This window comes from Aquamicrobium segne (assembly GCF_042656785.1).
GTDB classification, from domain to species: Bacteria; Pseudomonadota; Alphaproteobacteria; order Rhizobiales; family Rhizobiaceae; genus Mesorhizobium; species Mesorhizobium segne.
Map to the genome: position 1 here is coordinate 142,849 of NZ_JBHSLL010000056.1, position 24,820 is coordinate 167,668.

Here is a 24,820-nt window from a genome sequence, read left to right on the forward strand (position 1 = left end):
AACTGAAAATGGGTGCAGCACGGCAATTGGGACTGAACACCGGGCGGCTAAAGCCCGGCCCGGGCAACAGCATCACCGATGTGCCCGGTGTCCTTGTCGGGCACTGGACCCGCATTGAAGACGGCGTGGCAACCGGCGTCACAGCCATAAAGCCGCATGATGGCAATCTGTTTCAATCCAAGGTTCGCGCCGCAGTCGAGGTGATCAACGGCTTTGGCAAGTCGGCCGGGCTGATGCAACTGGCGGAACTTGGCACCATCGAAACGCCAATCCTGTTGACCAATACATTTTCGGTAGCCCCTTGCATTGAGGCGCTGATTGAGGAAGCCATTGCCGCCAATCCTGAAATCGGGCGTACGACCGGCACCGTCAATTCGCTTGTGTGCGAATGCAATGATGGCGCCATCAATGACATTCAGGCGCGCCTCATCACCCCGCAAAATGCGCAAATTGCGCTGGAATCTGCCCATCATGGCCCGGTTGAACAGGGCAATATCGGGGCGGGCGCGGGCATGACCAGCTTTGGTTTCAAGGCCGGGATTGGCAGCGCTTCCCGGCTGATTGCAATCGGGGAGGAAAATTTTACGCTGGGCGCGCTGGTGCTTTCCAATTTCGGCAGGGCTGGCGATCTCATCTTGCCGGATGGACGCAGACCCGATCCCAAAATTCCGCCCCGGCCTGAAAGCGGCTCGATCATTATTGTGCTTGGCACCAATCTGCCGCTGGAAGAGCGGCAACTGGGCCGTGTGGCGCGCCGTGCGGGTGCAGGCATTGCCCGCCTTGGCTCTTTTTGGGGCCATGGCAGCGGCGATGTTTCCATTGCTTTCACCACTGCCGATCCAAAGCCGCACAAGCCTTGCCTGCCCATCAGCACAATCTCGCGCCTTCATGACGATTATATCGACCATGTTTTTGAGGCTGCGGTGGAGGCAACTGCTGAAGCCGTTCTCAACGCTCTATGTGCGGCAAAATCGGTGATGGGGCGCAATGGCCGAAAAATCCCGGCTTTACGCGACTGGCTGGGCCAGGCAGGCTAGAGCCTTACTAAGATTTTTCCGCCAGTTTCTGTGCCGCCTGCCAGATGGATTCCAGCACGCCATTACGGGGTATTTTTGAACTCCGATAGAGCCGGATTTCAAGATCAAGTGTCCAGAAAGGGTCCGTTGAGCACATAATCAGATCGCCTTGAGCAATATCTTGCCGGACCAGACTTTCCGGCAGCCAGCACAGGCCCGCACCTGCCAGGGTCAGTTCCCGCAGGCTGGCGCTGATCGGGCTTTCATGCACGGTTTTACGCCGGAAGGACGGCTGCTTGAGAAACAGCCGGTCAAGCGCCACGCCAAAAAACGAACTGTGGCCATAGCCCAGATAAGGCAAGGCCAAGGGTGCGATATCTGACCTGTCCAGAATGGCTTTTGCCTGTCTTGCCCCCTCCGCCAGCAATTGCGGGGCGGCAACCGGGATCAGCCGGTCGGTGCCGATGGTCAAAGAGGAAAACATGTTGCGATCAAGGTGAAACGGCACATCACGATGCGCATAGGTGAGAAAAAAATCTGTCTCACGATCGGTCAGCGCCGTCAGATTGGCCTCGATACCGCCTCTGTCGGCAATGAAGGAGGTTCCAAATTTACAGCTATTGTCTTGCAGTTCCTGTATCCATTGCGGGAAAAAAGTAATGGTCAAGGTGTGGAGCGCAGCAAATCGAACCAGCCCCTGCTCGACAGGCGGGCACAAGGATTCGCGCACGACACTGAAGGTGCGGATCGTCTCCTGGGCGACAGGAAGGAAATTAAGCCCTGCCTGAGTCAGTTCAGCAGGCATGGTGGCGCGGCTGATGAGGGGGGCGCCCAGCCATGTTTCAAGCTGCTTGATACGCCGGCTGAAAGCCGGTTGCGTGACATTGCGAATTTCAGCCGCCCGCGAAAAGCTCGATGTTTCGGCAAGCGTTACGAAATCTTCCAGCCATTTGATTTCCATCTGCTTTTTTCCCTTAGAGCGCCGTGCGTCCTGTCGGACGCACAAAGGACGCTCTAACTCTTTGAATGAGCATCGGAATTATCCAAAAACCGATTCTACTTTTTGGTCCGATGCTCTAACTTTTGTTGAGGCTGGTTGGCTTACTGTAAAAAATCAGGGCGTATCCTGTTCAAATATCATCATTATGCAAATTTTGCATGATAAATTGCTAAAACCGAATTGGCCTTGAGAAGGCAGAAACCGCAACCTGAACAAATCAGGCCGGAACAAGGCTGATATGGGGCCAGGATCAGAACGGGTAGCAAGACTGTCCTTTCACAGGGGAGACCGCAAGGATCATGCATTCCACTAAAAAGGCCGACCTTGTTTTGCAGGGCGGCATCATCTGGACCGGATATGGAAATCCGGTTGCAGAAGCGATCGCGATCCTTGGCAATAAGGTGCTGACCTGCGGTTCAAACGACGACATCAAGGCTCTGACCGGCCCCGACACACAGATCATTGATCTGGCCGGGCGCTTTGCCATGCCGGGTTTGAATGATGCGCATCTGCACCTGATCTCGACGGGTCTTTTGCGCGGCAAGGTTGATGCAACACCCGATGCTGCCCCCACTCGCAGCGCCCTTCTGGAAGCGCTTCAAATGCGCGCTGCCCAAACACCGAAAGGCGAATGGATCACGGCGCGTGGATTTGACCAGACCCGCTATTCCGACGGGCTGATGCCAACGGCGCAGGAACTGGATGCCGCCCTGCCTGACCATCCGGTTTCGGTCACGCGCGCTTGCGGTCATGTCACCATCGTCAATTCACGCGGGCTGGAACTGGCGGGCATTACTGTTGATACGCCCGACCCGGATGGCGGCCTGATCGGACGCGCCGATGGTGTTTTAACCGGGCTGCTGGCGGAAAACGCCCAGGACCTCGTCTATGATATTCAGCCGACCCCCTCGCTTGCCGGTATCATCGAGGCGATCGAGGCGGGCGGGCATCATCTTTTGCAGTTCGGCATCACGTCCTGCATGGATGCAGCCGTTGGCCAGATCGACGGCATGACCGAGATCAAGGCCTATCAGCAGGCAGAGCAGAGCGGCCGCCTGCCGGTTCGGGTGTGGGCAACCTTGCTGGGCGATCCCGGATCGTCGATTGTCGAGCCCTGCCATGAAATGGGCCTTGTCACCGGTCAGGGCAGCGACATGTTCCGTATTGGCGCGGTGAAAATCTTTACCGACGGCTCGGCAGGTGGACGCACCGCCTGGATGCGCCAGCCCTATATTGACGAGCCGGATAATTTTGGCGTGCAGATGCTGCCGGATGCGCAGCTTTTTGAACTGGTCGAACGCTATGCGGCGCTGGGCTATTCGCTGGCCTGCCACGGCATTGGCGATGCCGCCGTTGAGCAGTTGATCCGCGCCTATGAGCGTTTGCGCGCCGCCGATCCCGCCCACACGCACCGTCACCGGATCGAGCATTGCGGCTATGTCGATGATGCGCTCAACCAGCGCATGCTCAAGGCAGGCATTCTGCCGGTGCCGCAACAGGCTTTCATCTATGATTTCGGCGATGCCTATGTAAAAGTTCTGGGACCAGAGCGCGGCCTGCGCTCTTATCCGATCAACACCTGGGACCAGCTTGGAATGAAGCCTGCCACCGGCAGCGATTCACCGGTCTGTTCGCCCAACCCTTTCCCCGATCTTTATGCCATGATGACGCGCAAGACGCATAAGGCGACACTCATGGATGAGACCGAGATATTGACGCCTGAACAGGCTTTGCGTGCCTATACGGAAAATGGGGCCTATAGTCAGGGCGCTGAAAAGGTCAAAGGCCGGCTGGAGGCGGGAATGCTGGCGGATATTGCTGTTTTTTCGCATAATCTTCTGAGCGCCGACCCGGAGGAAATTTTGCGGCATGCGCAATGTGAAATGACAATTCTGGACGGGCGTATCGTCTATGAAAGAAATTGAGCTGTTTTCATGAAGAGGGCAGCTCAAACGGGGAAACGAACATAAATTAGGGAGAATATTGGTATGAAAATGCGATTTGGCCTGATTGGGGCCCTTATGCTTGGAACGGCGCCTGTTGCACTGGCGCAAGACGCAACCCCGAAAGATGGCGGAGAATTTATCTTCACCGCCCCTTACGGCAATTCCATCATGTCGCTCGACATTACCGCCTCGCCGCACACGCAAGACGAGATCGTGGCCAAGGCGCTCAACAGTTCGCTTTACAAATGGAACTCCGAAAGCGGCCAGCCTGAGCTTGCTCTGGCTGAATCGGTTGAAAAATCTGCCGATGGCAAGACCTATACCTACAAGTTGCGCGAAGCGACATTCCACAATGGCGACAGTTTCGATGCCGATGATGTGATCTGGTCTTACAACCGTCTGGCCGATCCGAAAAAGGCGCTGCCGGGCGCCGAGCAGATGTTGCAGATTGCCGGTGTCGCCGAGTTTCAGGCGGGCACTGCCGATCATATTTCCGGCCTGAAAAAGATCGACGACCGGACCATTGAAATCACCTTCATCAATCTGGCCGAACCGGGCTGGAACCTGATGTCGAATTTTGCGCCGATCTATTCCAAGGACTACCCGGAAGATCAACTGGCTTCCAAACCAAACGGGCTTGGGCCTTTCAAACTGGTCAATTATACGCCCGGCTCAAAAGTCGAATTTGAGAAATTCGACGATTATTACGAGGAAGGAAAGCCGCATCTCGACAAGCTCTCCATCATGCTGATGGGTGAAGCTGCCGCCCGCGACGTCGCCTTCCGCAATGGTGAGATCGATGTCAGCGTGCTCGGCCCCGTACAATATGAAGCCTATGGGCAGGAAGAAGCGCTCAAGGACCATATTCTTGAAGTGGCCGAAGTCTATACCCGCAATGTGGGCTTTAATCCCAATGTCGAGGCTTTCAAGGACAAGCGGGTTCGTCAGGCCATCAACTACGCCATCGACAAGAACCTGATTGTTGAAAAGCTTTTGAAGAACAAGGCCTATCCGGCCGTGTCCTGGCTGCCGGTCTCGTCGCCTGCCTTTGATCAGGACGCCAAGCCTTATGCCTATGACCCCGATAAAGCCAAGGAGTTGCTGAAAGAGGCAGGCTTTGAAACGGGCCTGAAATTTTCGATTATCGGCACCTCGAATGAAAGCTGGGGTGTGCCGATCATTGAAGCCATCATTCCGATGCTGGCCAGGGTCGGGGTTGAGGTTTCGGCAGAGCCGGTAGAAAGCGCGGTCCTGTCCGACAAGATCCTGTCTGACAATTTTGAAGCTTTTATCTGGTCAAACTCATCGGGCCCCGACCCGCTGAAATTCCTGACCTGCTTTCATTCCGCCACGCCTCAAAGCGCCTGTAACTATGTCAAGTTCAGCAATGCCGACTTTGACAAGCTGATTGAGGAAGCCGGTGATGAGACCGATGCACAAAAGCAGATCGACCTGCTCAAGCAGGCCAATAATCTGTTGCAGGAAGAGGCCCCGGTCTGGTTCTTCAACTACAACAAGGCCGTGATGGCTTATCAGCCATGGGTGCAGGGCCTGAAGGCCAATGCCATGGAACTGGCGATCCAGGATTATGAAGACATCTGGATTGACGACAGCGCACCTGCATCACGCAAGTAGCAGATCAGCTTGATAGGTTGGCGGGACCGGTTTCCGGTCCCGCCCTTGGAGGCAAGGTCTGCTTATGTTACGTTTTATCTTTCGTCGCACACTGCAAATGATCCCGACATTGCTGGCGGTCGTCCTGATTATCTTTGTGATTTTCAGCGTTGTGCCCGGCAGTTTCATTTCAAGCCTGATGGCTGAAGGCCGCAACGCCACCAATGCCGATGTCATGGCGCATCTGAATGCGCAATTCGGGCTGGACAAGCCCTGGCCGGTACGCCTGTGGAACTATCTGTGGGGATTGGCGCATTTTGATCTCGGCATTTCCTACCGGACCCGCGAAGCGGTATGGGGGGTGATCGAGCCACGGCTGTGGCCGTCGGTCAAACTGGCGCTGGCCGCTATGGCCTTTGCTGCCGGTATCGGCATTCCGCTGGGGTTTATCGCCGCCTTGAAGCCGGGCAGCATATTTGACACCGGCACCATGGTGGTCGCCGTTTCGGGCCTGTCGCTGCCTGAATTCTGGTTCGGCCTGCTCTTGATGTATTTTTTCGCCCTGCAACTGGGCTGGCTGCCGAGCTTTGGCTATCAGCCGGGCAGTTTCCGCCACATCATCTTACCCGCCATTGCCTTGGGCGTCTCGCCCATGGCGCTTCTGGCGCGAACGACGCGGGCGGGCGTTCTGGATGTGATGAATGCCGATTTTGTGCGCACGGCGCGCGCCAAGGGGCTGGCGGAACCGCGCCTGATCGGCGCGCATGTCACCCGCAATGTGCTGGTGCTGATCCTGACCACGCTTGGGTTACAGATCGGCTCGCTGATGGGACAGGCCATCGTAATTGAAAAGCTGTTTTCCTGGCCGGGCATCGGCTCGCTTTTGGTCGACAGTGTTTCAACCCGCGATATTCCCGTTGTTCAGGGAACGGTGATTGTTATCGTCCTGTGGTTTCTGGTTATCAACATGTTGGTCGATATCGCCTATGCCGTGATTGACCCGCGCATCAAGGTGGATTGAGCCATGCAATTGCGCTTCAACTTTGTCTGCGGCCTGACACTGGTGGTGATCGTGATCATGGCAGCCGTCACGGCTGGCTGGTTTGCTCCTTACGATCCGATCCTTGACGCCGATCTGATGGTTTCTGAAACGCCGCCCGGTTCGGAGTATTTTCTGGGCACGGACGGGCAGGGCCGCGATGTGTTTTCGCGCATCCTTTACGGGGCGCGCGTGTCGCTGACGGTCGGGCTTGTCTCGCAGCTTATCAATTCCTGCATCGGCACCGCCCTTGGTGTCTCGGCTGGCTATTTTGGTGGCAGGTGGGATGATCTGGTCAACGGGCTGACCAATGTCATGCTGGCCATTCCCTCACTGGTTTTTGCGCTGGCCATCATGGCTGTGCTGGGGCCGGGGCTGCCAAGCCTGCTGATTGCGCTGGGGCTGACCAACTGGTCATGGACCTGCCGCATTGCCCGCAGTTCCACCTTGTCGCTCAAAAATCAGGGCTTTGTGCAGGCGGCCAAGGCGGCAGGCTTTGGCGATATCAACATCATGCGCACACAGGTTCTGCCCAATATTCTAGGGCCAGTGCTGGTCATCGCCACACTTGGCATTGGCAGTGCGGTTCTGGCGGAAGCAGCCCTTTCCTTCCTTGGCGTGGGCATTCGCCCGCCGCAGCCAAGCTGGGGCAACATGCTGTCTGATGCGCGTGAACTGATGCGCGCTGCCCCCTGGGCAGCGGTCTTTCCCGGCCTTGCCATCTTCATGACGGTGCTTGGCTTCAACCTGCTGGGCGATGGTCTGCGCGATATGCTTGACCCTCATATGAGGACGGCAAGAACATGAGCAGTTCCCTTCCCGATCCGGTCTTATCAGTGCGCGACCTGCGCATCGGCATTGGCGCGGGCAACCAGCTTTTGCATGGCGTCTCCTTCGATATTCTGCCGGGGGAAACCTATGGGCTGGTGGGTGAATCCGGCTCCGGCAAAAGCATCACCGGCCTGTCGGTGATGGGACTTTTGAAATCCCCGCTGGCCATCACCGGCGGTTCCATTCACTTTCAGGGTCAGGATGTGTTGCAGCTTGGCAAGCGCGCCAGACGCCGCCTGCGTGGCGACCGCATGGCGATGGTGTTTCAGGAGCCGATGACGGCGCTCAATCCGCTGGTGACGATTGGCCGCCAGATTGCCGAAATGTTTGTCGTGCATCGCGGTCTTGGCTGGCGCGACGCGCGCCACAAAGCCGTTGAGGCGCTGGAAAGCGTTCGTGTGCCTGCACCTGAAGAGCGCGCGCGCGCCTATCCGCATCAATTGTCGGGCGGAATGCGCCAGCGGGTGATGATCGCCATTGCGCTGGCCTGCCGCCCCGACCTTTTAATTGCCGATGAACCAACCACCGCCCTTGATGTGACGGTGCAGGCAGGTGTTCTGGAATTGATTGCCGAACTGTGCCGGGCTGAAGGCACTGCCGTTTTGCTGGTCAGCCATGATCTGGGCGTGATTGCCAATATGTGCGGGCGGGTCGGGGTCATGGATCAGGGGCGGCTGGTGGAAGAGCAGGACACCAAGGCGTTGTTTGAAAATCCGCTGCATCCCTACACCAGAGGCCTGCTGGCAGCGCGCCCGCGTCTGGGCTCACGCACCGTTGCAACACGTGGCCGCCTGACCGAGCTTGACGATATGGTGGCAAGTGATGAGCGCGGGCGCGATGTGCCAACGCTGATTACGCCGCGTTCTGTAGCTGCGGAGGCGCTGCCATGAGCACACCCTTGCTGGAAATCCGCAATCTGGATGTTCACTTTTCCCTGCCGCGCAAGACGATCTTTGGACAAAAGCGGATATTGCGCGCTGTTCAGGGTGTGAACCTGACGCTCAATGAAGGCGAATGCCTGTCTATTGTGGGTGAATCGGGTTGCGGGAAATCCACCACCGCACTGACGGTGATGGGCTTGCAGGAGCCGACTTCGGGCGAAATCCTGTTTGAAGGAAAGCCGATCACCGGAGCAGATGCACCCGGCCGCAAGGAGCGCGCCCGCATTGCACAGATGGTGTTTCAAGACCCCTATGCCTCGCTCAACCCGCGCCAGACCATTGGCAACATGTTGTCGGCACAGCTTGCCTTGCATGAGATTGCCAGTGGCAGCGAGGCCAATGAGCGGGTTGGGGAGATGCTGGTGCGCGTTGGCCTGCTGCCCGATCACGCTAATCGCTATCCGCACGAGTTTTCTGGCGGGCAGCGGCAGCGGATCGGCATTGCGCGGGCCTTGATGCTCAATCCGAAAATTCTGGTTCTGGACGAACCTGTCTCGGCGCTCGATGTGTCCATTCAGGCGCAGATCATCAATCTGCTGCTTGACCTGCAAGAGACGCTGGGCCTGAGCTATATCATGATTTCCCATGATTTGAGCGTGGTTGAGCATGTCAGCGACCGGGTTGCGGTCATGTATTTTGGCCGTGTGGTTGAAGAAGGTGACTGGCATTCAATCTTCAGCCGCCCGACCCACCCTTATACACGCCGCCTGATTGGCTCGGTGCCGGACCCGGATGCGATCCTGACCGGGGCGCGCAAGCTGCCGCCAGCCGCTCCCATTCCAGATGCGATGCGCTTTTCACCCGACCTGTCACGTCAACCCAATCCTGACGAAACGCCTGAGCCCAGTACATTGGTTGCGATCGGCGATAGTCATCATGTGCGTCTGGCGCAATAAAAAGGTTTTAACCTGAATGAGCTTTACCGTTTTAACGGCTGAATTCATGCATGAGAGCAATACATTCTCACGCTATCTGACCGGTCTGCCACAATTTCAGGCAGATACATTGTTTGTCGGCGAGGAAGCCTTTGCAGCGCGCCGCCATGCCAATACCGAACTGGCAGGCTTTATGGATGTGGCCGAGCAGAAAGGCTGGACCGTCATCCATGCCATTTCAGCCCATGCGGTGCCGGGTGGGCGTGTGACACAAGAAGCCTATGACACTATTGCCGGTGTCATTATGGACGCGGCGCGCACCCATAAAACCCGCCTTGATGGCGTCTTGCTTGGCCTGCATGGCTCGATGGTGCCGGAATTTTGCGCCGATGGCGAAGCTTATCTGTTGAGCCTGTTACGGGCCGAACTGGGAGAAGAAATTCCGATTGCCGCAACGCTGGACCTTCATGCCATGGCCTCGGAAGAAATGGTGCGCCAGGCGCAGATCCTTGTTTCCTACAAGACCTATCCGCATATTGACATGCGCATAGTCGGCGCCCAGGCGGCCGCTATTTTAGACCGCACCATGCGCGGTGAAATTGCCCCACGCACGGTCCGGGCACATGTGCCGATGCTTGATGAAGCCAATTCCGGCCGCACCGATATTCCTGAAACGCTTGCGCTTTATGAAAGGGCCCGTGCTGCCGAAACCGATGGTGTGCTTGCCGTTTCCGTCAATGCCGGTTTTACCGGAGCCGATGTGGCGTGTGCGGGGCCAACCGTGCTTGCCACCTATGATACAAAAAGCCCGCAAGCTGAACGTGCGGCAAAGGCGGTGGCGCTGGAACTGGCTGAAAAAATCTGGCAGGGGCGCACAAAAAAGCGCAATGTTTTCATTGAGGTGGAAGAGGCAGCCCGTGAAGCGCTTGCCTGGGATGGCGACAAGCCGCTGGTTATTGCCGATTATGCCGACAATCCCGGCGCTGGTTCTTATGGCGATTCAACGGCATTGCTGAAAGCACTGCTTGATGCGGGCGTAAAAGGGGCAGCGTTTGCCCCGATGATCGACCCGGCAGCGGCAAGTGAACTGCATCAGCACCGGCAGGGCGAAACGGTCACGATCACAATCGGCGGCAAGGGAGATGCAAATTTCGGTGGCGGGCCTTTAACGGTCACCGGCGTGCTGCGCCTCCTTTGCGACGGGAGCTATATTGGTGATGGCCCCATACAGGGGGGATTGCACCATAGTTTTGGGCCAACAGCGGTTCTGGATGTTGCCGGAATCGAGATATTGGTTGTTTCTGAAGCTCAGCAAATGGTTGATCTTCAGCAATTGCGGGCTTTTGGCATCGAGCCGACGGCACGGCGGGTGCTGGTGTTGAAATCCATGCAGCATTTTCGGGCTGCCTTTGAGCCGATCGCCGGCAAGGTCATTGTCTGTGATTCAGGCGCGCTGGCAACACCAAAAGCAGAGCGACGCCCTTACAGCCAGTTGCCGCGGCCCTTCTGGCCACTCGACAAGGATTTTGAGTATAGTGTTCGGGTGAGTGATTGAAACGGCGAGACTGATCAAGGGAGGCTTTCATTGCCCCTGCAACCAGAAGTAACGGGTTTTTATGAGCCGCGCTTAGAGCATCGGACCAAAAAGTAGAATCGGCTTTTGGATAATTCCACTGCTTATTCAAAGAGTTAGAGCGTCCTTTGTGCGTCCGACAGGACGCACAAAGGACGCTCTAGGCTCGATCCAATATATCGTTACAGACCCTGCAGCCAGAAAATACGCAATCATTGACCCTGTCTATGACTTTGACAAAGAAATTATAGGGCCTCTGTGATCTTCCAGTCAGCCATTGCAACACAACCACGCCGGGCCGCTCCTCAGGCAGCGCGCGCTCCCGCAATCCGGTCCCATTTTCCGTGCCGGGTCTGGGATTGGCGGGCAAAATAGCGATAAGAGGTGCGCGACCAGTTCCTGATCTGGTTGGTCTTGTTATCCAGCACCATATCACCCTGATCCGTGCGCACGGTCAGCAGGACATGGCCCTCACCCATACTGGTCACCACGGTCAGCAAAAGGGCGGATGCCGGCCAGCCGCGCTTCATGAGTTCATGTTTCTTGAGAATGGCGAAATCCTCGCAATCGCCCACGCTAGTGGGCAGGTTCCACACATCTTCCTTGCCGGTGGAGACGATGTCGTGCTGCTCGGTAATACGCCTGTTCACTGACAGGTTGACGGCTTTCAGTTCCTTCATGCGTTCCGGCGTCAATGTGACGGTTCTGGTCGAGCCGGTCGTGCCGCACAGGCGGCGCTCCAGCTTGCAGAAGGCATAAAAGGCTGGCGGGGCAAAGGCGTGGCCGCCAAGTTGCATGGTTTTGGCCCCGGCCGCATAGCTGTTGGCCAGGGAACCGAGACTGGAGGTTGTCTGGGTAACGTCGCCTGACACACAGCCTGTCAGGACGAGTGCAGCCGTTGCAAGGGCCACTGCAAGGGGAGGAAACATATTCGAATCTCCGGGCGCCGATCATTTTGTCTAGCTGAAATTGTTTAATCAACTGTTGCAGTGATTAATTTCACAGCTTTCACAAGACTGACATACTGATGGTTCGTTGCCTCCCGAAGAAAGCCTTGTAGTCGGGTTTGTGACGACTTTATGTTTAACCTGGTCCTAACGGAGGTTGTCATGTTGACCAGTCACCTCGCTTTGACGAGCCGCCTTGTAATGGCGGGTTCGGTCGCCGCCCTGTCGTTGGGCGCCACGATCCCTACGGTTCTCGCACAAGAGAGCCCCCGTCCCGTTCTATCGGCAGCCCAGTGCCAGCCGCTGACGGAGGAAAATTTTTCACTATGCTGCGTCGCGCAGAACAGGACAGCCCTGCTTTCGCGCGCCGAGCTTCAACAATGCCCCCCGATAACCACGTCCCTCATTCAGGCTGTTGCAGGCTTTGGTAATGGTGACGGGAACAATTTTGGCACCCCCACGAGAGCCGGCAATAATGGCGGATCTGACGGCGGCGACAATGGCGGCGGCGGCAACGACGGCGGTAATGGCGGCAACAATGGCGGCAACGGCGGCGGTAACGGCGGCGGTAACGGCGGCAGCGGCCATGGTGGTTCTGGCGGTAGCGGTGGCCATGGTGGCGGCGGCGGCAGCGGTGGCCATGGCGGCGGTAGCGGTGGCCATGGTGGTTCCGGTGGCAGCGGCGGCTCAGGCGGCGGCCGCTGACATCGCCAATCCAGCAAGCTGTATTCCAGCTTTTCATGACGGCGCCGGGCAAAACCCGGCGCCGTCTCTTTTTGTTGATTGCAATGAGAATGTGATGAAATGCTCTAACCTCTTGTTCCAGCCGCATTTATGCGACGTCAGATGATTCCATCTGACTGCAAAATGCTCTAAGCTTTTGTTTTTACGTATGTCTTTATCCCGAAACTGGTTCTCAAGTCTCGGGAGACAGGTTCTCAGCGCTCGGCGAAGGCCCGCGACATGCTGTCGGTAATCGGCTTGGCGAGATAGCTGAAGAAAGTCCGCTCAGCGGTCTGGATCATGACCTCGGCTGGCATGCCCGGCGTTGGCGAAAAGCCGCTGACTTTCGCAAGCTCGCTTGCTGGCAGGCTGATGCGCGCCACATAGACCTCATGACCCGGTCCCGACCGGGCGTCCTGCAATGCATCGGCAGATACATAAAACACCTTGCCCTCCAGAACCGGAGTAGTGCGCTGGTTCAGCGCCACCAGCCGGATAGTCGCCGCCTGTCCGGTGGTGATGCTGTCAATATCGTTGCGCGGAACCTGCGCCTCGATGATCAGCGGCACATCGGCTGGCAGGATTTCCATGATGCCCTTGCCGCTCTCGATCACACCGCCGGGCGTATGATAATAGGAGCGGACGACAGTGCCCGAAACCGGCGCATTTATGGTTGCGCGGCGCAGCACGCTTTCAGCTTCGCGCGATTGCTCGCGAACCACGTCAAGCTCGCCTTGCGCCGTCTGAAGCCGGTCCAGCGCATCCTCGCGGTATCTGCCTTCAGTTCTGGCGATTTCCTGTTGCGCCTTGATGATCTGCGCCTTGGTTTCGGAGGTTTCGGCTTCAAGCCGGCCGATCTGCCCTTCGGCGTCGGCGATGGCGCGCAAGATGGCGTTGATCTCGGTGGCGCGCAGCAATCCCTTGTCGAGCAACGTCTTCTTGCCCTTATATTCATCGCGCAGCAGCGCCAGTTGCTCGATGGTGGAATCACGCAGGCGGGTAAAGCCTTGCGCCCGGAATTCCAGCGACCTGACATTCTGCTGCAAAAGCGAGACTTCACCGATCAGCTTGCGGCGCTGGGCCTCGAAATTGAGTTTTTGGCTTTCCAGGATTACCGCGACGTCGGGATCGTTCACATGCGGCTGGAGTTGTACCGGGATTGTCATCTCCTCTTCGTCACGAAATTGCGAGGTCAGCCGGGCCACAATCAGATCAAGCCGCGCCCTGCGCAGGAAAAGCTCTCTTTCACGCGCCAGCGCCGCGGTCTCGTCCAGCAGCACCAGCGGCTGGTCCTCGACAACCTCATCGCCCTCACTGACCAGAAGCTCCTTGATGATGCCGCCCTCAAAATGCTGCACGATCTTGTTCTGGCCGGTGGCAACAAAACTGCCCTGGGCAATGATGGCAGCGGCAAGAGGGGCTGTGGTTGCCCATGCGCCGAAGCCGCCGAAGGTCAGGGCAAGCAGAAAAATGCCCACCACCGTATGCTTGCGGATCGAGCGTGGAACTTCTCCATACCATTCCAGGTCGTGAACCTTGGCGATATCAGTTGTCATTTCTTGCCAGCTCCTATTGCAACTGATGACCGAACGAGCCGGCTTCAATACTGATGCCGCGCGAAGCCAGCGCCCCCAGAACCTCCTGACGCTTGCCAAACAGGGCGACGGTTCCGTTGACCAGCAGCAAGATCTTGTCGACGCCGCTCAAAAGGGCCGGTCGCTGCGTGATGGTGGCGACGGTGATCTTTTGCTGTCTTGCATGTTCGAGCGCGCGGATGAGGGCTGCGTCACCGGCACTGTCGAGATTGGAATTCGGCTCGTCGAGGATTACCATTCTGGGATTGCCGAAGAAGGCGCGGGCAAGCGCAATCCGCTGCTTCTGGCCGCCCGAAAGCGGTGTGCCATCGGCGGCGACCATGGTTTCATAGCCATGCGGCAAGGTGGCGATCATCTCATGGACGTCGGCGAGCTTTGCTGCCTGATAGATCTGCTCGTCAGTGGCGTCGCCACGCATACGCGCGATATTGGCCTTGATCGTGCCGGGAAAGAGCTGCACATCCTGCGGCAGGTAGCCGATATTGACGCCGAATTGCCGCTGGTCCCAATTGCGCAAATCCATCAGGTCGAGCCTGACATTGCCTGAGGTCGGCAGAATCGACCCGACCAGCATCTTGCCCAGCGTTGTCTTGCCAGCCCCTGAATTGCCGATGATGGCCAGCGAATCGCCCGGTGACAGCGCAAAGGAAATGCCGTTGAGGACCACACGCTTGGTGCCCTGGGGAACGTAAAGCAGCCTTTCGACATCGAGACGGCCTTCCGGCTGCGGCAATTGCAGACGCTCGAAATTCAGCGGCGAGGCCTTCAAAAGCGCCGTGATGCGGCCATAGGCGGCGCGCGACTGGCTATACTGGTTCCAGCCCTCGATCGCGCCTTCGATCGGAGCCAGTGCGCGACCGGCAATGATGGAGGCCGCGATCACCATACCGCCCGTGATCTCGCCTTCGATCGCCAGAAACGCGCCCCATCCCAGCATGGCCACCTGGGTCAGCAGGCGCACGCCCCTTGAAAGCGCAGCAAAGACGATGTTTCTGTCTTGCGCGATGACCTGCGACTTCAGCGACGATGCAGTGTCCCTGCCCCAGATTTGCACGGCTTCCGGTATCATCGCCAGCGCATTGATGATCTGGGAGTTGCGCGACATCGATTCCAGATGAAGATTGGCCTTTGACTGGGCCGTGTTGGCTTCGCCGAACGGGACGGCGGTGGCGCGCTGGTTGAGCAGCGTGAGCACCAGAAGCACGACTGCGGTCAGGACGACGATCCAGCCGAGATGCGGATGGATCAGATATATCGCAACCACGAAGACCGGCGCGATAGGGGCGTCAAGAAATGACAGCAGGGTCCGTGAAACGAGGAAGGAACGCACCTGTTGCAAATCGCCCAGCGTCTGATATTCGCGGCCGCTGCCATGCAGCGAGGCACGCGCCGCTGCACTCAATATCGGCGATCCAAGCTGCGCGGCAACCTCGACCGCCGTGCGCATCAGGATGAAGCGCCTTATGGCGTCGAATACGGCCTGCAAGATCACCGCCCCGACGATGACCAGCGTCAGCATGATCAGCGTGTCGATCGAGCGGCTGGTCAGGATGCGGTCGGATATCTGAAACAGATAGATCGGAATCGCCAGCACGAGAAAATTACTGGCGATGGTGAAGATCATCACCACCATCAGGTTCTTGCGCACCGCGCTGATGCCGGCCTTGAGACTTTCAGTAAAATCGATGGGGCCAAGCCGGGTGTGAAAGACGCCGCCGGTGCCCGACCCGCCACCTGATCCCCCGCCAGTTCCGCCCCCGGCTCCCTTGCCGCTGCTGGCAGCCAGTCTGGTCTTAGGGGGGCTGGTCTTGGGAGGGGCAGCGCGAGCCATCAGCGGACCACGCTCGGCATCTATCGTGACCATGCCTTCCGGCTCTTGCGCGACAGGCCGGGAAGGCCCCGCACCTTGCGTCCCATCAGGTTGGGGTCCGTTGGGTTGAGCTCCGTTGGGTTGAGATTGGTCGGGCTGGGGCCGGTCGGGCCTGACTGGTTGCGCGGGAGACGGGTTTTGCGGCGCGGGCGCCTTATCGCAGGCCGATTTGTAACATTCATCCACCGCCAGATCGATTTCGCTGAACGCCTTTTCGATCGCCGCCTGCTGGGCTTTCAGCAGTTCCGATAATCCGTCCCCCGGCCAGTTCTCTGGCCGGTCGCCTGGCGCGCAGGGCGGCTTTGCAGGAATGTCATTTGAATGCGTTACGCTTGGCGGGGGCGTTGCGTTGTGTTCGGTTGACGATTCACGCGCGTCCGGCCCTGAGCGGTCGTCGGGCATGTTTTTTCTCCCAGTTTCCCCAGCGTCCCCAGTTTCCCCCAACGTCCCTTGTCAATTTGCAGGCACATATGGCGCTCCAGGGTATTTCTTGTTTTTACGGAAACATCACGAAACACTATAAGTTATTGTTTTAGCCAAGCATCGTGTGCAGTCCGTCGCTGCTTGGCGCGTCAAGATCATCGGCGATGTAAACGCCCGGTGCAGCTTCATGGGAACTGTCGGCAATCATCGCATCGTCAAGGAAAGCGACCGCCTCGCTCACCAGCGCATCGGGATCCTGCCCCCATAAATCAGGTTTGCTCGACACCAGTTCGGCCTGGATGAGCAATTCCTGCGAATATTGCTCGCCGCCAACATAGGTTTTCCCAAGCGAATCCAGATCCACTATCCCGGCATTGTTCAGCAGTGCATTGGCCCCGGTCGATAATGTCCATGCAGCTTCCGGATGCGGACCGAATGCATCCATCGCCAGCGCAATCTGGTCGCTGTCACCCAAAATATTGGTCTGCTTGATATATTGCAGATTGAGCAGGTCGCCCTCGATATAAAGCACGCGCAGCGCGCCCAGACCTGCAAACATCGCATCATCAAGAACGCCGCCGGGAATGGTCTCATTGCCTGCGGCAAGATTGTTCGCCGCTTCCAGATAGTGGGAAGGCAGCGCGTCGTAATTATCGGCCCCGCCAATATTGACGATATGGGCCTGGTTCCAGAGCAGATTGCCGGATGTGGAAACCGAGCCTTCGCCGGTCGTCTCAAAAGCGGAGACCGCGCCGATGAGATCATTATCAAACAGCACATTCATCTGCTGGATGATATTGGCGTCATACCAGGAGCCGCCGATGATGATGAGGTCATAGGTAAAGGCCAGTTCATAGATCGACACCTGATTCACGCCCAGATTATCGCCCGCAATGATCTTCGTCGTCACACCTGATGAGGACACGATGCCGATATCATTGTCGCTCTGGAAGGTGAACTGTTCGAGCCAGTTCACGATCAAGAGGTCGCCGGAAATTTCGGTGACGACCCAGTGTTTTGGGAAACTTACCGCACCAGTGCCCGCTGGTTCGTGATCCTCCATGGCGTCGATGCGCTCGAATGTGGCGATGTTGAGAAACTGGTTGACGGCGTCGTCCTGCGTCCAGCCCGCAATTGCTGAAGTAATGGAGTCGCTGTCGCACAGGGCGTTGATCTGGATGATGGCGTTGAGTTCGATATGATCGCCGACCACCGCCGTCACCGTCGCCGCCGTCCAGAAATTCTTCATCACGACATTGTTGACGAGCGTATTGCCGCCAGCGTCCAGCTCCACCGACACATCAACGATAAAATGGCCATCGGGCGTCAGCTGGGCATTATAATCCGGCTCGCCATCTGCGGCCTCGTCCTCTTCATCCTCGAAGGAATAGTAATCAGCAATGTCAGGAGCCTCTTCAACCAGTTCGCCATTGACATAGATACCGTCGATGGTCACCGCCTTGTGCAGGAACACCTGCGCGGGGCCGCTGGCGTCAAGGCTGAAGGTCTCCAGACTGGCTAAAGTGGTGGGGATCAAATCCTTGATCGCTTCGGTGGAGCCGGGACGCTCCAGTTCGCCGATTGGCGACAGCGCCAGCGCTTCATCGGCAAAATCAAGCAGCGAAGCATTGTCGACCGCTTCCGGCGAAAACCGCAGCCCATGGTCGCCGACACCGAAATAGTCGTTATCTGACAGATGTATCAACTGATTGAGATGGTTGACGACCGAGCCCGGCGGCTCGATCTGCGGCAATTGGCTCTGGGAGGAACCGGCTAGATGTCTGGGCCACAAAAAGCCGGAATAGGCGATCTGGTCCGGCCCGTCTTCGGGAACCCCGATCTTCTCGAGCTTCACGGAAATTCTTGGAAACAGTTTTACGATCTGCGGGCCGGGAGAATAATAATTCACCCATGGCTCAAAGCCCAGAAGCTCATATGGCGCGGCGGGCGTCCCGGCTGCAACATTTGCCTCGTCGGGTATGGTCGGGGTGGATTGGTCGGGCGTGAAATCCTCGTAGATATCCCTGATCCGTGCATCTTCGCTGGGAACACCGAACAGGCCGATGAAATGTGCAATTTCTTCCGTGATCCTGTCCATTGTCGTCATGACACGAACCTTTTCTGCCCTTCCCTGCCGGTGCTGAAGGCGACCGGCATCAGAAATTCCCGATTTAAGGGGACTGCGCGATCTCCCGCGCAGTCCGGGGGTAAAGCGATCTCACCGGGTGGTAAGATCCTGTGCGACGGGTTCAGCCGTCGAGGCCGTCATGACCCAGATCTTCACCGGCAACGGTGCTGGTGAGGCTGCCGCCGACCACGGTCATGTCGATCGCGTTCTGCTGCAGATTGGCTCCCATCACGATGTCCTGATTGAAGGCGCTGGTGTTGATGATGCCGTCAGACGTCGCTGTGCTGTTGCCAGTGACGAAGCCGTCATCCCCGTTGCCAGAACCCCAGCTACCGGCCGCACTGCCGTAGCCGCCATCTCCGGCATAGGCATAGCCGCCTGCACCGCCGTCACCGCCGTCGCCGCCGAACGCCCAGCCACCAAAGCCGTCGCCGCCTGCGCCATCGGCCCATGCGCCGCTTAGCGCCGGGCCGCCGTCACCGCCGCCAGCCCAGGCGTCGCCGCCAAAGCCGTCGCCAGCGCTTGCCGCGCCGCTGGTGGCATCGCCACCTGCACCATAGCCGCCATAGCCGCCATCGCCAGCCGTGCCGTTACCAGTACCGCTGCCGGTGCCAGTGCCGTCGGCCCCGGCCTTGGCGAAGGCTGCACCAATGCCGTCACCGGCGTCTGTGGCGTCGCCGCCACCGCCGCCGCCGCCGCCGCCGCCACCGCCGCCGCCACCACCGGCGCCGCCGCCATTACCAGCATCGGCATCATTATCGCCGCTGCTGTTTTGATCGTCGCGACCGCCTTTCCCATGGTTCATAGGTCCCTTGAAGGAGGGAAAGCCGCCATCATGGAAGCCGCCATCGCCACCGCCGGCGGAAGCATTGCCGCCATCGGCGCTGCCGCCACTGCCGCCGCTGCCGCCATTGCCGCCTTCGCCGCCATCACCGGCAATATTCTTGCCGCCATCACCAAGGCCAGCTGCGAACGCCGCCGCCGCACCGAGGCCGAGGCCCGCGCCGATACCGACGCCGACGCCGTCACCACCGCTGCCGCCGCGACCGCCATCGCCCATGCCACCATTGGCCATGCCGGATGTCGCGTTGCCGCCATCGCCCTTGCCACCATCGGCAAAACCGCCATCACCCTTGCCGCCATCGGCAAAGCTGAGCGCGAAGCCGCCCTGGCCCCAGGCGCCATTGCCGGCGCCGCCATTGGCATAGCCGCCATCGTCACCATTGCCGCCATCGGCGCTGGCATTGCCGCCGCCGGTGCCGCCGGTGCCGCCGCCATTGATGCCATCACCAGCCTTGGCGAAGCCGCCATCGGCATTAAGGTTCTGGTCGAATGGGGCGTCATTCTTGACGATGGCCGTATCAAGCCGGTCATCGTCCTGAATATTGGCGACCTGATTGATGACATTGGCGACATCATGGCCTTCGCCGCCGAGCGCACCGTTCAGGATGTCACTGAACTGGATGTTGAACATCCCCTGAATCGCGCTGTCGTCCATGTCGATATCGGCAAAGTCGTTATCGCTCGGCTCATAGCCGTCAAGACCGAGATCGACGTCAACCGTGACATCGACATCGGTCTTGTTGACGTTGACGTTCTTGTTCAGGTTTGCGTTGGCATTGAGACTGGCATTGATGTTGCCATTCAGATTGCCGTTCAGGTTTCCATTCCCGTTCAGATTGCCATTGCCATTGCCATTTCCGTTAAGATTGCTGGAATGGCTCGACTGATGCTGGCCCTGATACTCATACTGGCCCTGGTTTTGCTGCTCAAACTGTCCCTGGTTCTGATACTCGTGCTGACCCTGGTTCTGCTGCTCATGCTGGCTTTGGTTTGGATCATCCTGATTATGATTATTATGCTTGTTGTTGTGTTTGTTGGGCTTGGTGTGTCTTTGCTGTCCCATGATCTTGTCCTCGATCTTCAGACCGCAACAGCTTGACCGCTATTCATCTCCTTAGGGCCTTCACCGCGCGGATGTTGAAATATAGGGTGAGTGTCTGGCATCCGGGCGCGAGAACGACGCGACCACCCGCCATGAGGTGTTGCATGATTTTTTTGAAGATATTCCTCCTCCGTGTCCGACTTGTTCCCTGTTGTTATTGGGTTCGGGAGGGGGGCTAAAAACTCTCAGGCGTCGTTGCTACACAATACGAGTTGCATCACACACAACCTGATTTCCCGCTCTTTGAACCGGACAGCCAGTTTGCAGCGGAGCAGCCAGACGCATAAGATGACATATCGATCTAAACCCAATCGGCGAGCGGGCTGGCGAGGTCACTTCTGTGCATGCGGGCAGGATTTGAGAATAATCGCTATTTGCAGCGCTTAGTGCGGAGCGACCGATGAAACACTCTAAGCTCTTGTTTTAGCCGCGTTTGTGTGACGTCAGATAGTACCATCTGTACTTACAAAATGCTCCAGGATCTCTTTTAGCCTATTCGATCTATTCCGGTTTGCTAAAACATAGTTTACTGTATCTTAATGGAATAGCCCGCCTGCGATTAGTGTAGGTCTTTAGTATTGTGGTAGGGGCATCTCAGATGATACGGACTCTGAGTAAAGTAACGAGTGGTTCTGGTGTCGGATTCTCGGCACCTGTTCTCACAAGAAGAGAGTGCCTGGGGACGATGCTCTTTGTCTCTCCTCCCGGCACAATCTCTGACGCGATAGAAGCTGCAATAGAAAGAAAGTTTCCATGGATATCCGTCAGGCATGCAGAAGAATTGCAACTGGCATGTGCGGAGCCTGAAACCAGAACCCGGCTTATACTGATTGATTTACGCCTTGTGTCCGATCTGGATTGCTATCAGGCAGATCTGGCGGAGCGTCACCCTTCCGCGACGACGGCGATCATGATCGACGGCAATTCACGCATAATGGAAAGCCAGCTTCAAAGAATGGATTCCTGCCTGATACGCGGGGTCCTGCCGCTGAATGTGAATCTCGACGTTCTGCTGTCGATCCTGCATATCATGTTGAAGGGAGGGGAATATTTTCCTGCAGCAATCTTCCGCGCGGAGGGCAATGGTTCAGGCGTGGATAATGCAGGTGGGCAGTTCCATGACAAGATCCGACAGCAGGCGGGGGGAGAAGTCATGATTGAACTTACGGCACGCGAACTGGAAATTCTGGCAAAGGTCGCAAAGGGCAACCAGAACAAGATCATCGCAGCCGACCTTGGTCTTTCCGAACATACCGTGAAGATACATATCCACAATATCATCACCAAGCTTGGGGTTCATAACAGAACCGAGGCGGCCATCATGTATCTGGAGCGCACCGGCAATAACGCCGATCAGTTGTACCGCGCTCCCGACGGCTGACCGCCATGCCCAGACTTCAGGATATTCTTCTGCTGGTGGGGCAACTCAACTATACATGGACCAATACGGAAAGCCTGCTGATTCACATCATTGCGGGTCTTGCCAGGGTCGACAAGGAAACGGCAATCGTCATCTTCCTGACGCTCAACACGCCACGGGCGCGCATCGATCTGGTCGAACGGCTCGCCAAGATGCAAAAGACGCCAGCGGACTGCCGGGTGCAGGTTCTGAAAGCGACCAGGCGACTTTCGGAAGAGGCCAAGCTGCGCAACAAGTTCAATCACTGTATTTATTCGTTCGATCCCGACAGCGGAAAAGGCATCACGCAGCTGATGCGGATTTTCGACAACAAGGACCAGATCAAATATGGAAAGATCGAGGCTCTTGATGAACCGGAAATGCGCCGGATACGCGCCAGTATCGATTCTCTGGTGAGCATCAACAAGGAATTCTGGCGCATCGCCGATAAATACGGCTTTCCCACCTGAAGCTGCGCTTCCAGTCAGCCCCAGCCAGCCCTTGCAACGCAATTTTCCACTCGGGCACAAATCACCCATCCCGTTTTCTGTGTTCAGACAGTTGGCATCACGTTTGATGTCGAACACAGCAGCCCAACCGCCTTCTCATGGCGATAAATAGTTGATAGTAATACTCAAGAATTATGATGGCCTTGGTGCAAAATGCTACCCGGGCAAGCGGATGAGCGGTCACAGCAACGCCGCCTTCCCCATTGGAGACTAAAAAGGAGACAGATGAGCGCCCGTCCGGAACCAAGAATCTATGAGGTCTTGTCCACAAGCCTGATTACGCCAAACATGCGCCGTGTTTCGATCGGCGGAGAAGCTCTGGAAGGCTTTCCCACCGGTCAGGGGGGCGGATATCTGAAACTGCGCATCCCCGGTGCGGCACCGTCCGACAAGCCTTTTGTCCGTACCTACACGATCCGTCACCAGACCCCTACTGCGCTGGACATTGATTTCGTGCTCCATGGCAGCGACGGGGTCGGGGGACCGGCGGTGTTATGGGCAGAAACCGTCGAGCCGGGCGAGCGCATCAGTGCGGGCGGCCCCGGCCCCGCAAAACCGCTTCCGCCCGATGTGGACTGGTATTTTGTGGCCGGTGACATGACCGCTTTACCGGCGATTGCTGTCAATCTGGCCGCCCTGCCGGAAGACGCGGTCGGCCATGCGGTGATCGAGGTTCAGACGGAAGCGGACCGGCAGGATTTGCGGCATCCCGCAGGTGTTGATATTCACTGGCTGATCAATCCGGAACCCGGCCATCATCCCGAACTCTTCGAGCAAGCGGTAAGGTCCGTACCCTGGGGCAAAGGGAACGTCTACGCATGGTGCGCCACCGAATTCGACGCAATGCGGCGTGCCCGGACCTATTTGCGGGGGGAGCGTGGCCTGACCCCGGAGCGGTTGTACATCTCCAGCTATTGGAAGCTGGGACTGGTCGAGGATCGGCACAGAGACATAAAGCGGGCTGACGCGATGGAGATGTCCACTTCGTAAGGACGCAGGACCTGTGGCCATTCTTCCCAAGAATGCGGAATTGACCAGAGCATTTCATCCATTTTTATGAAAAATCACTACGATCAGTGCGGGCGCGTTTTCGCACGGCAGGCAGAAGACATAAAGCGTGTCGCGATCTTTCAGATTCACGCGACACGCTTTAAGCTATTGTTATTATGCATGTCTTTATCCCGAAACTGATTCTTAAGTTCGGGAGACAGACTTTAAAGCATTTCTTGTTTTCATGGAAACGGATGAAATGCTCTAATCTCTTGTTTTAGCCGCATTTCTGCGACGCCAGACGATTCCGTCTGTACTCACAAAATGCTTTAGTGATGCTCGCAGCGCGATATGTGAAATGACCGCATAGCCACCGGATCTCTACGACCTTGCGACCAGCTTCAAACAACTTGGCAATAGCCTTGGAGCAATCTCCAAAACGAGCCTCTCTATTTGTAGATAACACCGTTAAAATCAGCCATTCCTGCGAAGCGGGCAGCGCGAACCTTGCCGAGTTTACTTGCATCAACAATAAGAAATTTTTGTACGGCTCTCTGTATAGCCATCTGCTTTATCGGCACTTCATGAAAATGAGAACAGGTTACGCCATGTTTTTCATCGACCCCGCCGGCCGATAAAAACGCCTTGTTTATATTGAGGTGTTTGAGCACCTCAATGCCTTCGTCACTGGAAAAAGATGCGGCTTCCGGATGATATACGCCACCCAGAACAATGAGCCGAACATCACTTCGGCGTGAAAGTATCTCAGCAATATTCAACGAATAACAGACGACCGTCAGATACTGGTCTTGTGGAACGAGATGCGCCAGATGCGGTGTCGTGGTGCCGCAATCAATGAAGATTGTATCGTGCGGCTCAATCAGGGCCGCTGCTGCGGCACAGGCCTGAATCTTGGCGTTGGCATGGCAATCCTTTTCAAGATCAAAGACGTAATCACTGCCATTTGTGCCATCCTGTACAGGAATAATGTATCCACCCAAACAATTGAGCCGCCCCGTGTTGCGGCCAATATCACGGCGGATTGTCATTTCGGAAACGCCCAGCTTTGTGGCCGCATCCCGAAGACGTATTACGCCTACCTCTTCGACGAGAGCCAAGATTTTGGCAATCCGCTCATCTTTTCGGCTGATCCTGCTCACTGGGTCCCCATTTCAATTGAAGATTAGTCGCGTTTAACCCGCTTCATCGGTGCGGGCATATTGTGCTGGATTGCACTTGACAGGTCAAACAATAATATGAAACGATCCAAACATAATGATGCGATCATAACATTATATTTGGATCGTGAGGAGAATTTTGCGACTGCCGCAAACGGCGGCTGCAATGGGGGAGACTCTGGTGTGAGCATCGCATTGCCAAGCATCAGCGTAAATCAATGGTCACCAATCCCGTTTGCACAATTGCGTTCCAGCGGGAGCTATCGTTTTCAGGGAGG

At 57.1% G+C, this 24,820-nt stretch carries 20 protein-coding genes; 12 read left to right on the forward strand and 8 right to left on the reverse strand.

Annotated features, from left to right (window positions below; all coding sequences use genetic code 11):
- The first annotated feature begins 8 nt into the window (after positions 1 to 8).
- Positions 9 to 1,037: a DmpA family aminopeptidase gene (locus ACFPLB_RS15300; RefSeq protein WP_378231420.1), complete on the forward strand. Its 1,029-nt coding sequence runs from the start codon at positions 9 to 11 to the stop codon at positions 1,035 to 1,037.
- A gap of 7 nt (positions 1,038 to 1,044) precedes the next feature.
- Here the strand turns inward: ACFPLB_RS15300 and ACFPLB_RS15305 are convergent, their stop codons facing one another.
- Complete coding sequence (locus ACFPLB_RS15305) at positions 1,045 to 1,977, reverse strand: LysR family transcriptional regulator (RefSeq protein WP_378231188.1); 933 nt, start codon at positions 1,975 to 1,977, stop codon at positions 1,045 to 1,047.
- A 338-nt stretch (positions 1,978 to 2,315) separates the two neighbouring features.
- On the opposite strand from ACFPLB_RS15305, the gene ACFPLB_RS15310 reads away from it, so the two are divergent.
- From ACFPLB_RS15310 to ACFPLB_RS15340, 7 genes are all read left to right on the forward strand, one after another.
- On the forward strand, positions 2,316 to 3,941 hold the full coding sequence (locus ACFPLB_RS15310) for an amidohydrolase (protein ID WP_378231190.1): 1,626 nt from the start codon (positions 2,316 to 2,318) through the stop codon (positions 3,939 to 3,941).
- Positions 3,942 to 4,004: 63 nt separating this feature from the next.
- On the forward strand, positions 4,005 to 5,597 hold the full coding sequence (locus ACFPLB_RS15315) for an ABC transporter substrate-binding protein (protein WP_378231193.1): 1,593 nt from the start codon (positions 4,005 to 4,007) through the stop codon (positions 5,595 to 5,597).
- 64 nt (positions 5,598 to 5,661) lie between these two features.
- Entirely contained in the window at positions 5,662 to 6,597 is a 936-nt protein-coding gene (locus ACFPLB_RS15320; protein WP_378231195.1) for an ABC transporter permease, read from the forward strand.
- Between the two features lie 3 nt (positions 6,598 to 6,600).
- Positions 6,601 to 7,422, forward strand: a complete 822-nt coding sequence (locus ACFPLB_RS15325; protein ID WP_378231197.1) for an ABC transporter permease — start codon at positions 6,601 to 6,603, stop codon at positions 7,420 to 7,422.
- Positions 7,419 to 8,336, forward strand: coding sequence for an ABC transporter ATP-binding protein (locus ACFPLB_RS15330; protein WP_378231199.1), 918 nt, complete (start codon positions 7,419 to 7,421; stop codon positions 8,334 to 8,336). Before ACFPLB_RS15325 ends, ACFPLB_RS15330 begins: the two co-directional genes overlap by 4 nt.
- On the forward strand, positions 8,333 to 9,283 hold the full coding sequence (locus tag ACFPLB_RS15335) for an ABC transporter ATP-binding protein (RefSeq protein WP_378231202.1): 951 nt from the start codon (positions 8,333 to 8,335) through the stop codon (positions 9,281 to 9,283). Before ACFPLB_RS15330 ends, ACFPLB_RS15335 begins: the two co-directional genes overlap by 4 nt.
- A gap of 16 nt (positions 9,284 to 9,299) precedes the next feature.
- On the forward strand, positions 9,300 to 10,817 hold the full coding sequence (locus ACFPLB_RS15340) for a M81 family metallopeptidase (RefSeq protein WP_378231204.1): 1,518 nt from the start codon (positions 9,300 to 9,302) through the stop codon (positions 10,815 to 10,817).
- Between the two features lie 323 nt (positions 10,818 to 11,140).
- Here the strand turns inward: ACFPLB_RS15340 and ACFPLB_RS15345 are convergent, their stop codons facing one another.
- Positions 11,141 to 11,764 carry a transglutaminase-like cysteine peptidase gene (locus ACFPLB_RS15345; RefSeq protein ID WP_378231206.1) on the reverse strand — a complete coding sequence of 208 codons (624 nt, stop codon included), beginning with the start codon at positions 11,762 to 11,764 and terminating at the stop codon, positions 11,141 to 11,143.
- A 342-nt stretch (positions 11,765 to 12,106) separates the two neighbouring features.
- On the reverse strand, positions 12,107 to 12,445 hold the full coding sequence (locus ACFPLB_RS15350; protein WP_378231208.1) for a hypothetical protein: 339 nt from the start codon (positions 12,443 to 12,445) through the stop codon (positions 12,107 to 12,109).
- Between ACFPLB_RS15350 and ACFPLB_RS15355 the strand changes: the two genes are divergently transcribed.
- Positions 12,423 to 12,632: a hypothetical protein gene (locus ACFPLB_RS15355; protein ID WP_378231211.1), complete on the forward strand. Its 210-nt coding sequence runs from the start codon at positions 12,423 to 12,425 to the stop codon at positions 12,630 to 12,632. The two genes, ACFPLB_RS15350 and ACFPLB_RS15355, sit on opposite strands and share 23 nt — an antisense overlap.
- Positions 12,633 to 12,720: 88 nt before the next feature.
- Here ACFPLB_RS15355 and ACFPLB_RS15360 read toward each other — a convergent pair whose 3' ends face one another.
- The 4 genes from ACFPLB_RS15360 to ACFPLB_RS15375 form a co-directional block, all read right to left on the reverse strand.
- Positions 12,721 to 14,061 carry an HlyD family type I secretion periplasmic adaptor subunit gene (locus ACFPLB_RS15360; RefSeq protein WP_378231213.1) on the reverse strand — a complete coding sequence of 447 codons (1,341 nt, stop codon included), beginning with the start codon at positions 14,059 to 14,061 and terminating at the stop codon, positions 12,721 to 12,723.
- Between the two features lie 13 nt (positions 14,062 to 14,074).
- Positions 14,075 to 16,372 (reverse strand): type I secretion system permease/ATPase, encoded by a 2,298-nt coding sequence (locus ACFPLB_RS15365; RefSeq protein ID WP_378231215.1) that lies wholly within the window; start codon positions 16,370 to 16,372, stop codon positions 14,075 to 14,077.
- Positions 16,373 to 16,502: 130 nt separating this feature from the next.
- Positions 16,503 to 18,500 (reverse strand): hypothetical protein, encoded by a 1,998-nt coding sequence (locus ACFPLB_RS15370; protein ID WP_378231217.1) that lies wholly within the window; start codon positions 18,498 to 18,500, stop codon positions 16,503 to 16,505.
- A 142-nt stretch (positions 18,501 to 18,642) separates the two neighbouring features.
- Complete coding sequence (locus tag ACFPLB_RS15375; protein ID WP_378231219.1) at positions 18,643 to 20,427, reverse strand: hypothetical protein; 1,785 nt, start codon at positions 20,425 to 20,427, stop codon at positions 18,643 to 18,645.
- A 637-nt stretch (positions 20,428 to 21,064) separates the two neighbouring features.
- Between ACFPLB_RS15375 and ACFPLB_RS15380 the strand changes: the two genes are divergently transcribed.
- From ACFPLB_RS15380 to ACFPLB_RS15390, 3 genes are all read left to right on the forward strand, one after another.
- Positions 21,065 to 21,847 carry a response regulator transcription factor gene (locus tag ACFPLB_RS15380; protein WP_378231222.1) on the forward strand — a complete coding sequence of 261 codons (783 nt, stop codon included), beginning with the start codon at positions 21,065 to 21,067 and terminating at the stop codon, positions 21,845 to 21,847.
- 5 nt (positions 21,848 to 21,852) lie between these two features.
- The gene (locus ACFPLB_RS15385) at positions 21,853 to 22,335 is read left to right on the forward strand and encodes a hypothetical protein (protein WP_378231224.1); all 483 of its coding nucleotides are present in this window, start codon (positions 21,853 to 21,855) and stop codon (positions 22,333 to 22,335) included.
- A gap of 264 nt (positions 22,336 to 22,599) precedes the next feature.
- Positions 22,600 to 23,364, forward strand: a complete 765-nt coding sequence (locus tag ACFPLB_RS15390; protein ID WP_378231226.1) for a siderophore-interacting protein — start codon at positions 22,600 to 22,602, stop codon at positions 23,362 to 23,364.
- 449 nt (positions 23,365 to 23,813) lie between these two features.
- Here the strand turns inward: ACFPLB_RS15390 and ACFPLB_RS15395 are convergent, their stop codons facing one another.
- The gene (locus tag ACFPLB_RS15395; RefSeq protein WP_378231228.1) at positions 23,814 to 24,524 is read right to left on the reverse strand and encodes a DeoR/GlpR family DNA-binding transcription regulator; all 711 of its coding nucleotides are present in this window, start codon (positions 24,522 to 24,524) and stop codon (positions 23,814 to 23,816) included.
- Positions 24,525 to 24,820 lie beyond the last annotated feature (296 nt).

Coding starts and splice junctions, on each gene's coding strand:
- ACFPLB_RS15300 (WP_378231420.1), top strand. CDS start 9: ATGGGTGCAGCACGGCAATTGGGACTGAACACCGGGCGGCTAAAGCCC.
- ACFPLB_RS15305 (WP_378231188.1), bottom strand. CDS start 1,977: ATGGAAATCAAATGGCTGGAAGATTTCGTAACGCTTGCCGAAACATCG.
- ACFPLB_RS15310 (WP_378231190.1), top strand. CDS start 2,316: ATGCATTCCACTAAAAAGGCCGACCTTGTTTTGCAGGGCGGCATCATC.
- ACFPLB_RS15315 (WP_378231193.1), top strand. CDS start 4,005: ATGAAAATGCGATTTGGCCTGATTGGGGCCCTTATGCTTGGAACGGCG.
- ACFPLB_RS15320 (WP_378231195.1), top strand. CDS start 5,662: ATGTTACGTTTTATCTTTCGTCGCACACTGCAAATGATCCCGACATTG.
- ACFPLB_RS15325 (WP_378231197.1), top strand. CDS start 6,601: ATGCAATTGCGCTTCAACTTTGTCTGCGGCCTGACACTGGTGGTGATC.
- ACFPLB_RS15330 (WP_378231199.1), top strand. CDS start 7,419: ATGAGCAGTTCCCTTCCCGATCCGGTCTTATCAGTGCGCGACCTGCGC.
- ACFPLB_RS15335 (WP_378231202.1), top strand. CDS start 8,333: ATGAGCACACCCTTGCTGGAAATCCGCAATCTGGATGTTCACTTTTCC.
- ACFPLB_RS15340 (WP_378231204.1), top strand. CDS start 9,300: ATGAGCTTTACCGTTTTAACGGCTGAATTCATGCATGAGAGCAATACA.
- ACFPLB_RS15345 (WP_378231206.1), bottom strand. CDS start 11,764: ATGTTTCCTCCCCTTGCAGTGGCCCTTGCAACGGCTGCACTCGTCCTG.
- ACFPLB_RS15355 (WP_378231211.1), top strand. CDS start 12,423: ATGGCGGCGGTAGCGGTGGCCATGGTGGTTCCGGTGGCAGCGGCGGCT.
- ACFPLB_RS15350 (WP_378231208.1), bottom strand. CDS start 12,445: ATGGCCACCGCTACCGCCGCCATGGCCACCGCTGCCGCCGCCGCCACC.
- ACFPLB_RS15360 (WP_378231213.1), bottom strand. CDS start 14,061: ATGACAACTGATATCGCCAAGGTTCACGACCTGGAATGGTATGGAGAA.
- ACFPLB_RS15365 (WP_378231215.1), bottom strand. CDS start 16,372: ATGCCCGACGACCGCTCAGGGCCGGACGCGCGTGAATCGTCAACCGAA.
- ACFPLB_RS15370 (WP_378231217.1), bottom strand. CDS start 18,500: ATGACGACAATGGACAGGATCACGGAAGAAATTGCACATTTCATCGGC.
- ACFPLB_RS15375 (WP_378231219.1), bottom strand. CDS start 20,427: ATGGGACAGCAAAGACACACCAAGCCCAACAAACACAACAACAAGCAT.
- ACFPLB_RS15380 (WP_378231222.1), top strand. CDS start 21,065: ATGATACGGACTCTGAGTAAAGTAACGAGTGGTTCTGGTGTCGGATTC.
- ACFPLB_RS15385 (WP_378231224.1), top strand. CDS start 21,853: ATGCCCAGACTTCAGGATATTCTTCTGCTGGTGGGGCAACTCAACTAT.
- ACFPLB_RS15390 (WP_378231226.1), top strand. CDS start 22,600: ATGAGCGCCCGTCCGGAACCAAGAATCTATGAGGTCTTGTCCACAAGC.